The organism is Streptomyces sp. NPDC006997, assembly GCF_040635175.1.
GTDB lineage: Bacteria > Actinomycetota > Actinomycetes > Streptomycetales > Streptomycetaceae > Streptomyces.
Genome location: NZ_JBEYHH010000020.1, coordinates 150086 through 164183 on the forward strand (window position 1 = coordinate 150086; position 14098 = coordinate 164183).

Sequence of the window (14098 nt, forward strand, 5' to 3'; positions counted from 1 at the left end):
CCAGAAACGGGTAACCAGCGTTTCTCAACGGAGAGAAGCAGATGACCGCTTTAGCCGCACGACCTGCCTTAGCGACCGACGGGCCCCGGCTGACCACCACGGTGGCGAGGGAGCATGTCCACCGGGCCGCGCTGTCGGAGGTCTTCCTGACCGGCTGGCAACGCACCGGCGCGGACACCTTCACCGTCACCGCCCAGTGGCCTCGCGGACACGCGTTCTTCACCCCCGAACACGGCCTGCACGACCCGCTGCTCCTGGCCGAGACCGTACGCCAGTCGGTGCCGCTGCTTCTCCACTGCGAGTACGGCCTGCCCCACAGCTACGAGTGCGGCTGGGTCTTCTTCGGCTTCCACGTCCGGCCCGAGGCCCTCCAGGTGACGACCAGACCCGCCGAGCTGGAACTGCGCACGGTGTGCGACGACATACGCTTCCGCGCCGGTCTGCCGACGTCCATGAGGGTGCGCACCGAGGTGTGGCGCGGGGAGTCCCTGGCCGGATGGTCCGAGACGCGGTTCTGGTGCCGCGTAGGCGAGGTCTACCGGCGGCTGCGCGGCAGGTACGCCGACAAGGAAGCCGTCTTCGCCGCCGCCCCCGCCCCCACCCCACCCGCCCCCGGGCCGCTGGTCGGCCGGGACCGGACGCAGGACATCGTGCTCTCCCCGGCGGGCGACCCGGCCCACACCTGGCGGCTGCGGGTCGACACCAGCCACCCGACCCTCTTCGACCACCCCTTGGACCACGTGCCCGGGATGCTGAGCATCGAAGCCGTGCGTCAGGCCGCGCTCGCCGCCCGGCACGGTGAACGCCCCGGTTTCCTCACGGGAGTCGAGATCACCTTCGACCGGTACATCGAGTTCGACGCCCCCTGCTGGGTGGACGTGCCCGCGACGGCCGCCCAGCACGGCGGCGCCCGCGGCGACGTGGAGGTCCGCGCCGAACAGGGCGGTCGCAGCGCCTTCCAGGCCACGGCCTTCTTCCGGGACGCCGCCACCGTCTGAACGGGCACGTCGCGGCGCTCGTCACCTCTCCCTGATCACCTCCCCCCCCCATGCCTGTTCCCGGAGCGCACATGTCACCGCGTCTTCGGCAGCTTCGTCTGGTGTCCCTGAACATCGACGGTGTGCTGCTCAACGACACCTTCAGCCCTGTCATCCACGAGTTCATCACCAGCCGCGGCGGCCGCTACACGGCCGACGTCGAACGGCGCATCTTCTCCCAGCCGCGCAGCGTGGCCGGCCCCGAACTGGCCGCCGCGGCCGGTGTCGACGTCTCCGGCTCCGAGGCGCTGCGGCTCTACTTCGAGGCGCGGAACCAGTACCTGGACGAGAATCCCGTCCGGCTCCTCGACGGGGCGGTGGAACTGCTGGCCCGGATCCGCTCCCTCGGTGCCCGGGTGATCTGCTACGGCGGCCTGGACAACGAGCACTTCGACACCTACCTCGGCGCGCTGACGGGGTACTTCGCCCCGCCGCACTACGTGTGCACCAACTCCTTCAGGCCGGGGCTGAAGGAGATAACCAGCGATCTCTTCGGACTCGCCCACGACCAGGTGCTGTTCATCGACGACGTGGCCCGCGTCGCCGAGGAGGCCAGGAGGCTGCGCACCCCCTTCGTCGGACACCCCAGCACGTACCACGCGAGCTTCCAGCGCACGCTGATGGAAGAGGCCGGGGTCCGGCACCTCGTCGACTCACTGGACGCCGTGGACGAGGAACTGCTGCTGCGGATCGACGCGGAGGCGGCGGAGGGAACCTGCTGGGGCGGGTGGCCGTGAGCGGGGGTGGCGCGACGGGCGGCCCGGCACTGCTCAGCGGCAAGGTCGTCATGATCACCGGTGCCTCCAGCGGCATCGGAGCCGCGGCGGCACGGGTGTTCGCCGCGGAAGGGGCCACGGTGGTGCTGATGGCCCGCCGGGCGAAGCTCCTCGACGCCGTCGCCGAGGAGGTCCGTGGCCTGGGCGGGCAGGCCCTGGCGGCGCCGGGCGACGTCTGCCGCGGCGGGGATGTCGGCAGGGTGGTGCGGCAGGCCGTCGACGCCTTCGGACGGCTCGACGCCGCCTTCAACAACGCTGGCTGGACCCCCATGGGCCGCCGCGTGCACGAGACGGACGACGCCGTCTTCGACCGCGTCCTCGACGTCAACCTGCGCGGGGTGTGGAACTGCCTGAAGCACCAGATCCCGCCGATGCTGGAGTCGGGCGGCGCGATCGTGAACACGGCCAGCACGGCGGGCGTCCTGGCCAGCAGCGCCATCGCGCCCTACGTCGCCGCCAAGCACGCGGTCGTCGGACTGACCAAGGCGGTGGCGAAGGAGTACGCCGCGGTCGGCATCCGTGCCAACGCGCTGGTGGTCGGCGCCACCCGGACGGAACTGCTGGACGCCGCCCTGGCGGAGGGCCCGACGGCGGAGGCGGGCTTCGCCGGGCGCACACCACAGCGGCGCATCGCCGACCCTCGGGAGGTGGCGGAGGCGGCGGCCTGGCTGTGCAGCGAGCGTTCGTCGTTCGTCACGGGTGCCGCCGTACCGGTGGACGGCGGCAGGACGGCCGTCTGACCGCCAGGGCCGGAGTGGCGGACGCGTCCGCCACTCCGCCGCCCGAACCGCTGGTGTGTGGGCCCGTGCTGTCCGGTGCGCTGCCGTGGGGCCACCGCTGCCGGAACCGGTGTCGCCGGGGCCGCTGGTGTGTGGGCCCGTGCTGTCCGGTGCGCTGCCGTGGGGCCACCGCCGCCGGAACCGGTGACGCCGGGTCCGCTGGTGTGTGGGCCCGTGCTGCCCGGTCCCCTGCCGTGGGGCCGGTGCCGTCCGGGCCACCGCCGTCCGAACCGGTGTCGCGCGGTCCGTTGCCGTAGGGGCCGCCTCCGCCCGGGCCGTGTCCGCCCGGCCGTGTCCGCCCGGGCCGCCGCCGCTCCTCACCGCTCTGCCTGCCCGTCCCAGGGCTCATCCTGACGGTCCCGGCCGCAGACCCGTCAGGATGAGCCCCCACATCTGGGCCAGTTCCTCCACGGCGCTCACCGGCACCGTCGACGCCGTCGCGGGGTCCGCGCGCCGACGCAGCACGATGTCCATCCCCTCGACCAGGCACGCCGCGAGCGCGGCCACCCGCTCCGGGGAGGCGGGCGGACGCAGGCTCCCCTCGCGCTGGAGCTGCTCCAGCATCCGCCGCAGCGCCGGCACCCAGGCCGACGACCACTCGGGACTGCCCGGCCGTTCCCGGGCCAGCCGCGCCGCCGCGCGCACCATCTCCTGCTCCTCAAGCAGCCGCGTCAGTTCCAGCGTCAGCTCGACCGCCAGGTCGAGGCTCGGCGTCCCCTTCGCGCTCACCTGCTCCACCACCTCGGCGATCATCGCCCGTGCGCCGCCCTCGATGGCGTCGGCCAGTTCCGCCTTGGACGAGAAGTGGAAGGTCAGCGCCCCCATGGATATCCGCGCCGCGTCGCGGATCTGTGACAGGGACGCGCCGGCGTAGCCGTCACGGTCGAACCGTGTCGCGGCTGCCCGTACGAGCGCGTGACGTGTCTTGAGGGCTCTCTCCTGTTTCGCCATGTTCCTCTCCGAAGAGTGACAGGGGCTGTCTGGACGACGGACCGGAACGATCCGAGGGGAGTCCTCGCGGGACGGGGGCGTGCGGGGGGCCCGCGAGAAGTAAAAAAAGCGACCGCCCTCTATCGTTTTACCTCAAGGACGTCCCTGTCGCCCCTAGGACGCGGTACTTGACGGAGTATGAGGTCCTGCCTGTCCGGTCAACGGCCCCCTCGCGCAAGGTGGTTCGAGGGCCCGCCGGGCCCCGGAAGGGATCACGGACATGAGCAAGGTGCGCTGGGGCCTGTTGGCCACCGGCGGGTACGCCGACGTGGCCATGAAGGCCAAGGCGTCCTCCCACACGACAGAGTTCGTGGCGGTCGCGCACGACGACGCGCGGTCGGCCGAAGCCTACGCCGAGACCCACACCATCGCGCGGGCTTACCCGAGTCGGGCCGAACTCCTCGCCGACGATGAGGTGGAGGCGGTCTTCATCGCCCTGGACCCGGTGGACCACGCCGAGTGGGCGGTCAAGGCGCTCCAGGCGGGCAAGCACGTCCTGGTCGAGAAGCCGCTCGCCCTCACCGCCGCCGACACCGAGCGGGTCTTCGACGCGGCCGAGGCGGCCGGGCGCGTCTGCACCGAAGGGGTGATGTTCCGTCACCACCCCCAGCACCTGCTGGCGAAGCGGCTGCTGGACGAAGGGCTCATCGGTGAGCTGCGCTACCTCTACGCCGCCTGCACCGCCAGCCTCCCGCCCGACTACTTCCGCCGCTTCCCCGAGCGCGGCGGCGGGGGCCTGCTCGACCTCGGTGCCTTCACCCTGGCGGCGATCCGGATGTACGGGGGAACGCCCGAGCGGGTCTACGCCGAGGAGGTGCGCAGGGACGGCGAGGCCGACCACAACTTCGCCGCCACCCTGCGGATGCCGGGTGACGTGCTGGCCCAGTTCGAGGTCGGTCAGGAGGTGTGCCGCGGGGACGCCCTGCACATCGTCGGCACCACCGGTCGGCTCGTCCTGGAGGACCCGTGGTTCTGCCGGGACGTCCGGCGTGTCGAACTTCAGCGGCAGGGGCCGCCGCCGCACGCCGACCCGGTCAGCGAGTACCTCGCCGTGGACCCGGACGGGGAGTACCGCTGCGGCGACCCGTACGCGGTCTCCCGCCTCCAGTTCGACGCGGTGTCCACCGCGATCAGGAAGGGTGAGGACCCGGTGTACGGCCGTGCGGACGCCGTGGAGCAGGCCAGGGTGGTCGAGGCGCTGTTCGAGTCCGGTGCGCGGGCCCTCCCCGTGTATCCGAAGGGGTGACACCCCGGGAACGCCCGGCCGGTCGTCCCGGCCGGGCGTTCCGCCGTGCGGAAGAGGAACCGCCCGCACGGCGGGAAGCGGCGTGCGGGCGGGCCTGGACAGCGGGGGCCCCAGGGCCTAGCCGTGCTCGATGACGGCCTTGATCCGCTGGACCGTCTGCTCCACGTCCGAGGCGAGCTTGGCGTTCCACTCCTTGACGAAGCGCTTCCGGCCGGCCTCGTCCAGCCCGGAACGGAAGATCTTCGCCAGGCCCTCGGTCAGCCTGCCGAGCCGGTAGTGGTGGATGAGGGTGCTGCCCCCCTCGGCGGGCTGGATCTCGAAGGACCAGGTGCTCTCCTGCCGCTCCCCGGCCTCGGTGAGGATGACCCAGCGGAACACCCTGCCCGGCACGGCTTCGACCACCTCGGCCCGGGTGGTCCACTCACCGCGGATCACCGGCGCCCACGGCACGGCCTCCGGACCGCGCACGTTCTTGCCCTCGAAGACGGCGCCCACCGTCGACGGTTCGCCCCGGACCCACGTGCCGCCCTGGCACTCGACGCTCCACTCACCACTGCGGGACAGGTCGCTCACGGCCTCGTACACCGTCTCGGGAGGCGCCGCGACGAACACCTGGGCGCGCACCTGAAAAGTGGTGACGCCGTCGCGCTCGTGATCGGTCATCGTTCTCTCCTCACTCTCTCCAGGAACATCCGCGATCCGTGCCGAGCCGCACGCGCGGGTCAACAGAAGGGCCTATCCCGGGTGGTGCGCCGCGGGGCCCGGTCAGGCGGCGCGGTGGAACGCGCGGTCGCCGTGCAGCCACGCGACCTCCTCGTGCAGTTCGTCCACGGACAAGGCCGACAGGGTGGCGTTGCGTTCCTTGGCCGCGACCCCGGCGGGGTGGTAGACCTCCTCGCCCATGTACCGGGCCACGCGCTGGGCCCGCCCCGCGCGAGCACGCCGCAGCGCCCCGTAGGCGGCCAGCCGCAGCGGCACCGGATCCCCGGCCGCCCCCTGGTCGCCGTCCGTCCGGCCGAGCAGCCCGCCCAGCAGCACCGCGTCCTCCAGCGCCTGGCAGGCACCCTGGGCGGCGTACTGGAGCATGGGGTGCGCGGCGTCCCCGAGCAGCGCCACCCGCCGGTCGACCCAGGTGTCCACCGGGTCCCGGTCGCACAGCACCCAGCGGCGCCAGTCGTCGCCGAGCGCCAGCAGCCGTCCCGCGCTCCTCCCCAGTCCGGGGAACTCGTCGAGGACCAGACCGCGTTCGACGGCCTCTCCGGTGACGACCGTCCGGGCGCCGTCGTCCTTGGTCGCGGCGAGGTTCAGTTCACGGCCGCCACTGATCGGGTAGTGCACGAAGTGCCAGCGGGGGCCCGCCCACAGACACACGGCGTTCTGCCGCAGTTCCTCGGGCACCTTCTCCATCGGGATCACGGATCGGTAGATCGTGTGCCCCGACACCCTCGGCTCACCGTCGCCGACCAGTTGGGCGCGGATGGCGGACCTGATGCCGTCGGCGCCGACCAGGACGTCGGCCCGCACCCGGGACCCGTCCGCCAGCACGGCCACCGCTCCGGCCGCGTCCTGGTCGTACCCGGTCACCCGGGCGCCCGTGGCCAACTCGACCTCCGGCAGCTCGCGGCAGGCGGCGAGCAGCGGCGCGTACAGGTCGGTGCGGTGCACCACCCCGTACGGGTTGCCGAAGCGACGGCGGTACCCCTCGGTGAGCGGCATGGCGTTGACCAGTTCGTCGGTGGTGCCGTCGAACAGTCGCAACGCGTCGACGAAGACGGAGCGGGCCCGCACCTCGTGGCCCACGCCGATCCGGTCCAGGGCGTGGTAGGCGTTCGGGGCGAGCTGGATGCCGGCGCCCAGCTCGGTGAACTCGGCGCGGCGTTCCAGCACCGTGATCCGGTGCCCGTACCGCGCGAGGGCCACCGCGGCGGCCAGTCCGCCGATGCCGCCACCGACGACTACGACGTGTGCCACAGCTGTCTCCTAACGGTCAAGGTCGGGACGGACGATCAGTCGGCGGCCGCGCAACTCGCCCTTCTCCAGGCGCAGGTGGGCCTCGGCCATGGCGCTCAGCGGGACGCGCTCGACGTACCGCGGGCGAAGCCGCCCCGCCCCGAGCAGCCGGTTGATCTCGGCCGCCGCCGCGCCGAGCTGGTCGGTCGTGGCGTGGGAGATGACGAAACCGAGGATCGAGGCGTCCTTCATGTAGAACGGCCCCACGGGCAGCGTCGGCCGCGCGCCGACACCCGCCAGCAGGACGATCCGGCCGCGCGGCGCCAACTGCTCCACCGCCGTGGGCAGGTCGTTCAGCCCGAAGGTGTCCACGTGGACGTCGATCCCGTCGGGGCACGCCGCCCGCACGGCCTCGTCGAGGTCCCGGTCCCGGTAGTCCAGCACGCGGGCGGCGCCGAGCCCGCTGACGTACGCCGCGTCCGCGGCGGAGGCCGTGGCCACCACCCGGGCACCCGCCTCCACGGCCAGGCTCACCACGGCGGAGCCGACGTTCCCCGCCCCGCCGGCCACGAACACCGTCTCGCCGGGCCGGACCCGGGCATGGGTGAACAGCGCGAGGTAAGCGGTGGCCGCGGGGTGCAGTACGGCGACGGCCCGCTCCGGGTCGACGCCGGACGGCAGGTGGTACAGCCGGTCGGCGGGCACCACGGCGCGCTCGGCGGCGGCGCCCTGACGGCCACCGTGGCCCAGGCTGTTGCTCCACACCAGGTCACCCGGGGCGAACCCGGGGGCGCCCGGACCGGCCTCGACGACCGTGCCGACGAGATCGCGGCTGACGACCAGCGGGAAGGGCACCGGGGTCCGGAACAGGCCCGAGCGGACGAAGGTGTCGACCGGGTTGACCGTGGTGCACAGCACCTCGACGAGCACATCGGTCGGGCTTGGGCGCGGTTCGGGCAGTTCGCCGTAGCGGATCTCCTCAGCGGGTCCGAGTTCTGGGATGTAGGCAGCACGCATGGCCTCAGACTGTCGGCGCCCGGACCGAACGGGCACGTCCCGCGCCGGAATGCGTCAAGTCCCCGGCGGCGCGGCTGCGTCCGCCATCCCGCGGGGCCCCTGACTTGACGTACCGGCCCGGCCCGCGTTGACCCACCCGGGTCCCCGACCGGAAGTTCTCCACGGGAATTCGCGGAGTGGTGAGGAGACACGCACATGACCCGAAGGTGTGTGGAGGTCTGCATCGTCGGTGCGGGCCCGCGAGGACTGTCCGTGCTGGAGCGGTTGTGCGCGAGTGAGCGGCACGCGCCGTCGGGCGCGGCGGTCGTGGTCCACCTGGTGGACCCCCACGCCCCCGGCGCGGGCCGCGTCTGGCGCCAGGAGCAGTCCCGTCACCTGCTGATGAACACCGTCGCCTCACAGGTGACCGTCTTCACCGACGACAGCGTGCGGATCCACGGCCCGGTCGAGCCCGGGCCGAGCCTGTACGAATGGGCCCAGCAGCTGGCCCTGCTCGGGGTGCGGGGGCACGACTACGACGAGGAGACCCTCGCGGAGGCCCGTCGGCTGGAGCCCGACTCGTACCCCTCCCGGGCCTTCTACGGTCACTACCTGCGCGACTGCTTCCGGCAGATCGTGGCCCGCGCGCCGGACCACGTGAAGGTCCACGTGCACCGGTCCGAGGCGGTCGCCATGTCCGACACCCACGGTGTGCGGGGCGGTCCACAGGGGGTCAGGCTCGCCGACGGCACCCGGCTCAACGGCCTGGACGCGGTGGTGCTCGCCCAGGGCCACGTACCCGCCCGGCTCACCGCCCGGCAGGAACGGACCGCGGCCCTCGCCCGCATCCACTACCTGACCTACATCACCCCCACCAACCCGGCCGACGCCGACCTCGGGGGCGTCCGGCCCGGTGAACCGGTGCTGCTGCGCGGTCTGGGGCTCAACTTCTTCGACTACATGGCACTGCTCACGCTCGGCCGCGGCGGCACGTTCGACAGGGAGCCCGACGGGACGCTCACCTACCGGCCCAGCGGCCGGGAGCCGGTGATGTACGCGTCGTCCCGCCGCGGGGTGCCGTACCACGCGCGCGGCGCCAACCAGAAGGGCGCGCACGGCCGTTACCACCCGCGGCTGCTGACCACCGACTACATCGAGCGACTGCGGGCCGCCTCCGCGGACGCGCGGCGGCCCTACTTCGCGCAGGATCTCTGGCCGCTGATCAGGCGGGAGGTGGAGAGCGTCTACTACGCCACCCTGCTCGCCTCCCGGGGTCGGGACGGAGCCGCCTTCACCGACGCCTACCTGGCCCTCGGCCCGGACCAGGACCCCGTCGCGCTGCTGGAGTCCGCCGGTATCGAGCCCGCGGCCCGCTGGGACTGGGAGCGGCTCATCTCCCCGCTGGCCGGGAAGGGGTTCGCCGACCGCGACGCGTTCCAGGCGTGGCTGCGCGAGTACCTCGCCGCGGACGTGCGCGAGGCACGGGCGGGCAATGTCGACGGGCCGGTCAAGGCCGCGCTCGACGTGCTGCGGGACCTGCGCAACGAGATCCGGCTCGCCGTCGACCACGGCGGCATCGACGGCAACTCCTACCGGGACGACGTCGAGGGGTGGTACACGCCGCTGAACGCCTTCCTCTCCATCGGCCCGCCCGTCTCGCGGATCGAGGAGATGATCGCGCTGCTGGACGCGGGCGTGCTGACCCTGACCGGGCCCGGCACCCAGATCCGCTTCGACACGACCAACCCGTCCTTCGTCGCCCAGTCCAGCACCGTCCCCGGCCCGCCCGTACGGGCCCGTGCGCTGATCGAGGCGCGACTGCCCGAACCCGACGTCCGCCGCACCCGGGACCCGCTGCTGAGGCATCTGCTCGCCACCGAGCAGGCCGGGCCCTACCGCATCACCGGCGCCTGCGGCACCACGTACGAGACCGGCGGCCTGGCCGTCACCGAGCGCCCGTACCACCTCCTCGACGCCCGGGGCCGAGCGCATCCGCGGCGCTTCGCCTTCGGCGTGCCGACCGAGGCGGTGCACTGGGTCACGGCCGCCGGGATCCGCCCCGGCGTGGACTCGGTGACTCTCGGGGACTCCGACGCCATCGCGCGGGCCGTACTGGCCCTGCCGCCGCTGTCCCAGGTACCCCTCGAAGTCCGGCCCGCGCTGGACGAGGCCGACCTCGCCGGGGTGATCGTGTGACGGGCGTTCCGCGGGAGCCGTCGGCCCCCGACACCGGACTGCTCTCCCCCGTGCGGGCGGGTACCCCCGTGGAGGCGGCGGTGGACGACCCCGCCTGGGTGCGGGCCATGCTGGAGACCGAGGCGGCGCTGGCTCGGGCCCAGGCCCGACTGGGCACCGTTCCCGCCGCCGCGGCGCGGGTCATCACCGAGACGGCCGCCACGACGGAACCGGACACCCGGGCCCTCGCCCTGGCCTGCCGGGAGAGCGCCAACCCCGTGGTGGGCCTGGTGCGGCTGTTCACCCGCCGGGTCGCCGAGGTGGACCCGGCCGCCGCCGAGTACGTGCACCGCGGCTCCACCAGTCAGGACATCCTCGACACCGCGGCCATGCTGGTGACCCGACGTGCCCTGGGCCTGGTGCGCACCGCCCTCGGCACGTCGATCGACGCGCTGGGCAACCTGGCCCGGGTCCACCGCGACACCCCCATGGCCGGCCGGACCCTGGCGCTGCACGCCGTCCCGACCACCTTCGGCCTCAAGGCCGTCGGGTGGCGGGAAGCCTTGCGTGCCGCGGACCGCCGCCTGGCGTGGGTGGCCGAGCAGGGGCTGCCGGTCTCCCTCGGCGGCGCGGCGGGCACGCTCGCGGGCTATCTGGAGTACGCGGCCATCGACGGGGCGCCCGGGGACGGCGGCGGTGGGGGCGCCTACGCGGTCCGCCTCACCGAGGCGTTCGCCGAGGAGACCGGCCTGGCGGTGCCCGCGTTGCCATGGCACTCGCTGCGCACGCCCCTCGCCGACCTGGCCGCGGCCCTCGCCTGCGCCTCCGGGGCCTTGGGCAAGATCGCCGTGGACGTGCAGAACCTGGCCCGGACCGAGATCGGTGAGGTCACCGAACCCGCGGTGACCGGCCGCGGCAGTTCCTCGGCGATGCCCCACAAGCGCAACCCCGTCCTCGCCACCATGGTGCGCGCCGCCGCGCTCCAGGTGCCCGCGCTGGCCTCGGTGCTGACCCACTGCCTGGTCACGGAGGACGAACGGTCCGCCGGCGCCTGGCACGCCGAGTGGCTGCCGCTGCGGGAGTGCCTGCGGCTGGTCGGCGGCGCCGCGCACACGGCGGTCGAGCTGACCACCGGGCTCCAGGTGCACCCCGGGCGGATGCGGGCCAACCTCGACCTGACCGGCAGTCAGGTCGTGTCGGAGCGGATCGCCGCCCGGCTCACGCCCCGTCTCGGCCGGGTCCGCGCCCGGCACCTGCTCACCCGTGCCTCCACCGAGGCGGCCGCGACCGGCCGACCGCTCCTGGCCGTCCTGGCCGAACTGGCGGAGACGTCCGGACAGGCCGACGCGGCCGGGTGGTTCACCGCCGCGGAACTGGCGGAGCTCTGCGATCCCACCACCTACCCGGGAGCGGCCGGGGGCCTGGTGGACCGCGCTCTGACCACCTGACCGGGTCCCGGGCCGCCCGCGTCCGACAGCCGATGCCGACACGAGGAAGACACATGGCAGGGATACCCCCCATCGAGCCCTATCCGATGCCCCAGACAGGCGAGCTGCCCGCCAACACGGCCCCCTGGCAGGCCGATCCGGACCGAGCGGTCCTCCTCATCCACGACATGCAACGCTTCTTCCTGCGGAAGTTCCCCGCCGGTGAGGCACCCGTCACCGACCTCGTGGGCAACGCGGCCCGCCTGCGTGAAAGCGCCGTGGCCACCGGGATGCCCGTCGCCTACACGGCCCAGCCGGGCGGCATGACCGAGGAACAGCGCGGTCTGCTCAAGGACTTCTGGGGACCGGGGATGCGGGTCGACCCGGCCGACCGTGAGGTCGTCGCGCCGCTGGCCCCCGCCCCGGACGACTGGATGCTGGCCAAGTGGCGCTACAGCGCGTTCTTCCGGTCCGACCTGCTGGAGCGGATGCGCTCCCGGGGCCGTGACCAGCTCGTCCTGTGCGGGGTGTACGCGCACATCGGGGTGCTCACGACCGCCGTCGACGCCTTCACCCACGACATCCAGACGTTCCTGGTCGCCGACGCCGTCGCTGACTTCACCGAAGACCACCACCGGCGGGCGCTCCGTTACGCCGCCGAGCGGTGTGCCGTCGTCACCACCACCAAGTCGCTCACAGCGGAGCTCGAACGATGACGCAGGCGACCTCCTCCCGCGAACCCGACCTGCTCGACCGGATCCTGCGCTCCGCACCCTCCGCCTTCGCCCTGCTGTACCGCCCGGAGACGGCCGGGCCGGAGACCCTGGAGGTCCTGACGGGCACGGCGTCCACGGTGGACACCCTCGCCCGCGTCCCCCTCGCCGACCGCGGGGACCCGTCCTCCGGAGTCCGGCACGACGTCCTGGCGCTGGTGCCCTTCCGCCAGGTCGCCGAGCGGGGCTACGCCTGCACCGACGACGGGGCACCCCTCGTCGTCGTCACCGTCGACGAGCAGACCGCACTCCCCGTCGACGAGGCGCTGCGTCGGCTGCCGGACCAGTCGGTCGCTCTGCGCGGCGGCCGGTTCGACCTGGACGACGACGAGTACGCGGGCATCGTCCGCAAGGTGATCGCCGACGAGATCGGCACCGGCGAGGGAGCGAACTTCGTCATCAAGCGGTCGTTCGTCGCCGACATCACCGACTACACCCCGGCCAGCGCGCTGTCCTTCTTCCGCAGGCTGCTGGAGCGGGAGCAGGGGGCGTACTGGACCTTCCTCGTGCACACCGGGGAGCGCACCTTCGTCGGCGCCACCCCCGAACGGCACGTGAGCCTGCACGCGGGCCGGGCCGTGATGAACCCGATCAGCGGCACCTACCGGTACCCGCCGTCGGGCCCGGAGCTGACCGAGGTGCTGGAGTTCCTCGCCGACCGCAAGGAGACCGACGAGCTGTACATGGTCGTCGACGAGGAGCTGAAGATGATGGCGCGGATCTGCGACCCGGCGCCCCGGGTCGTCGGCCCCCGCCTCAAGGAGATGACACGGCTCGCGCACACCGAGTACTTCATCGAGGGCACCAGTGGCCACGACCCCCGCACGATCCTGCGCGAGACGATGTTCGCGCCCACCGTGACGGGCAGCCCGCTGGAGAGCGCCTGCCGGGTGATCAACCGGTACGAACCCCGGGGACGCGGCTACTACAGTGGGGTCGCCGCGCTGATCGGACGGGACGAGCGGGGCCGACGCACCCTGGACTCCTCGATCCTCATCCGCACCGCCGAGATCGACGCCTCGGGGCGACTGGGCATCGGGGTCGGCGCCACGCTGGTACGCCACTCCGACCCCGGGTCGGAGGTGGCCGAGACCCGGGCCAAGGCAGCCGGTCTCCTCGCCGCGCTCGGCACCGCGGGGACGCCGGGCTTCGCCGACCACCCCCGGGTGCGCGCGGCGCTCGAACAGCGCAACCGCACCGTCGCCGGTTTCTGGCTGAGCACGCGCGGCACCCCGTCCGCCGGACGGCCCGAACTGGCCGGGCGACGCGTGCTCGTGGTCGACGCCGAGGACACGTTCACCTCGATGATCGACCACCAACTGCGCGCCATCGGGCTCACCCCGACGGTCCGCCGCTTCGACGAGGCGTACTCCCTCGACGGCTACGACGTCGTCGTGATGGGTCCCGGCCCCGGCGACCCCCGTGACACGGGCCATCCGAAGATCCGGCACCTGCGGTCAGCGATCCGGACCCTGTTGGACGAGGAGCGGCCCTTCCTCGCCGTGTGCCTGAGCCACCAGGTGCTCAGCTCCCTGCTCGGGCTGGAACTCGTCCGGCGCCCGGAGCCCCACCAGGGCGTCCAGCGGGAGATCGACCTGTTCGGCGCGCGGGAACGGGTCGGTTTCTACAACACGTTCGCCGCCCGCAGCCCGAGGGACCTGTTCGAGGTCCCCGGTACCGGCGTCGTCGAGACGAGCCGGGACGCCGACACGGCGGAGGTGCACGCGCTGCGCGGGCCGGGATTCGCCTCGATGCAGTTCCACGCCGAGTCCGTCCTCACCCAGGACGGGGTACGCATCGTCGGCGACGCGCTGTCAGGGGTGCTGTGGCCGTGCGGGCGCTGATCGTCTCCGGGGAGCACCGTTGAGCAGGTTGCGCTGGCTGACCGCGGGGGAGTCCCATGGTCCCGCACTCGTCGCGACGCTGGAGGGCCTTCCCGCCGGCGTGCC

13 protein-coding genes are annotated in these 14098 nt (G+C 73.2%); 9 read left to right on the forward strand and 4 right to left on the reverse strand.

Features of this window, described 5'->3' with window-relative positions; translation table 11 throughout:
* Window positions 1–41 precede the first annotated feature (41 nt).
* From ABZ659_RS21520 to ABZ659_RS21530, 3 genes are all read left to right on the forward strand, one after another.
* Window positions 42–998, forward strand: a complete 957-nt coding sequence (locus ABZ659_RS21520) for a ScbA/BarX family gamma-butyrolactone biosynthesis protein (RefSeq protein WP_360222314.1) — start codon at window positions 42–44, stop codon at window positions 996–998.
* 71 nt (window positions 999–1069) lie between these two features.
* Entirely contained in the window at window positions 1070–1774 is a 705-nt protein-coding gene (locus ABZ659_RS21525; protein WP_360222317.1) for an HAD family phosphatase, read from the forward strand.
* Window positions 1771–2553 (forward strand): glucose 1-dehydrogenase, encoded by a 783-nt coding sequence (locus ABZ659_RS21530; protein ID WP_360222320.1) that lies wholly within the window; start codon window positions 1771–1773, stop codon window positions 2551–2553. Before ABZ659_RS21525 ends, ABZ659_RS21530 begins: the two co-directional genes overlap by 4 nt.
* Window positions 2554–2937: 384 nt before the next feature.
* On the opposite strand, the gene ABZ659_RS21535 is transcribed toward ABZ659_RS21530, so the two are convergent.
* Complete coding sequence (locus tag ABZ659_RS21535; protein ID WP_360222323.1) at window positions 2938–3543, reverse strand: TetR family transcriptional regulator; 606 nt, start codon at window positions 3541–3543, stop codon at window positions 2938–2940.
* Between the two features lie 259 nt (window positions 3544–3802).
* On the opposite strand from ABZ659_RS21535, the gene ABZ659_RS21540 reads away from it, so the two are divergent.
* Window positions 3803–4828 carry a Gfo/Idh/MocA family oxidoreductase gene (locus ABZ659_RS21540; protein ID WP_360222326.1) on the forward strand — a complete coding sequence of 342 codons (1026 nt, stop codon included), beginning with the start codon at window positions 3803–3805 and terminating at the stop codon, window positions 4826–4828.
* 117 nt (window positions 4829–4945) lie between these two features.
* On the opposite strand, the gene ABZ659_RS21545 is transcribed toward ABZ659_RS21540, so the two are convergent.
* From ABZ659_RS21545 to ABZ659_RS21555, 3 genes are all read right to left on the reverse strand, one after another.
* On the reverse strand, window positions 4946–5491 hold the full coding sequence (locus ABZ659_RS21545) for an SRPBCC family protein (RefSeq protein WP_360222329.1): 546 nt from the start codon (window positions 5489–5491) through the stop codon (window positions 4946–4948).
* Window positions 5492–5593: 102 nt separating this feature from the next.
* Window positions 5594–6799, reverse strand: a complete 1206-nt coding sequence (locus ABZ659_RS21550) for an FAD-dependent oxidoreductase (RefSeq protein ID WP_360222332.1) — start codon at window positions 6797–6799, stop codon at window positions 5594–5596.
* A 9-nt stretch (window positions 6800–6808) separates the two neighbouring features.
* Window positions 6809–7795: an NADPH:quinone reductase gene (locus ABZ659_RS21555; protein WP_360222335.1), complete on the reverse strand. Its 987-nt coding sequence runs from the start codon at window positions 7793–7795 to the stop codon at window positions 6809–6811.
* Between the two features lie 195 nt (window positions 7796–7990).
* Here ABZ659_RS21555 and ABZ659_RS21560 point away from each other — a divergent pair, with 195 nt between their 5' ends.
* From ABZ659_RS21560 to ABZ659_RS21580, 5 genes are all read left to right on the forward strand, one after another.
* Window positions 7991–9970 carry an FAD/NAD(P)-binding protein gene (locus ABZ659_RS21560; protein ID WP_360222338.1) on the forward strand — a complete coding sequence of 660 codons (1980 nt, stop codon included), beginning with the start codon at window positions 7991–7993 and terminating at the stop codon, window positions 9968–9970.
* On the forward strand, window positions 9967–11397 hold the full coding sequence (locus tag ABZ659_RS21565; RefSeq protein ID WP_360222341.1) for a lyase family protein: 1431 nt from the start codon (window positions 9967–9969) through the stop codon (window positions 11395–11397). The genes ABZ659_RS21560 and ABZ659_RS21565 overlap by 4 nt, the downstream gene beginning before the upstream one ends.
* 53 nt (window positions 11398–11450) lie before the next feature.
* Window positions 11451–12092 carry an isochorismatase family protein gene (locus tag ABZ659_RS21570; protein ID WP_360222344.1) on the forward strand — a complete coding sequence of 214 codons (642 nt, stop codon included), beginning with the start codon at window positions 11451–11453 and terminating at the stop codon, window positions 12090–12092.
* Window positions 12089–13993: an anthranilate synthase family protein gene (locus ABZ659_RS21575; RefSeq protein ID WP_360222347.1), complete on the forward strand. Its 1905-nt coding sequence runs from the start codon at window positions 12089–12091 to the stop codon at window positions 13991–13993. The genes ABZ659_RS21570 and ABZ659_RS21575 overlap by 4 nt, the downstream gene beginning before the upstream one ends.
* 19 nt (window positions 13994–14012) lie before the next feature.
* Window positions 14013–14098: chorismate synthase (locus ABZ659_RS21580; RefSeq protein ID WP_158693198.1), on the forward strand; the 86-nt coding region annotated here is incomplete at its 3' end.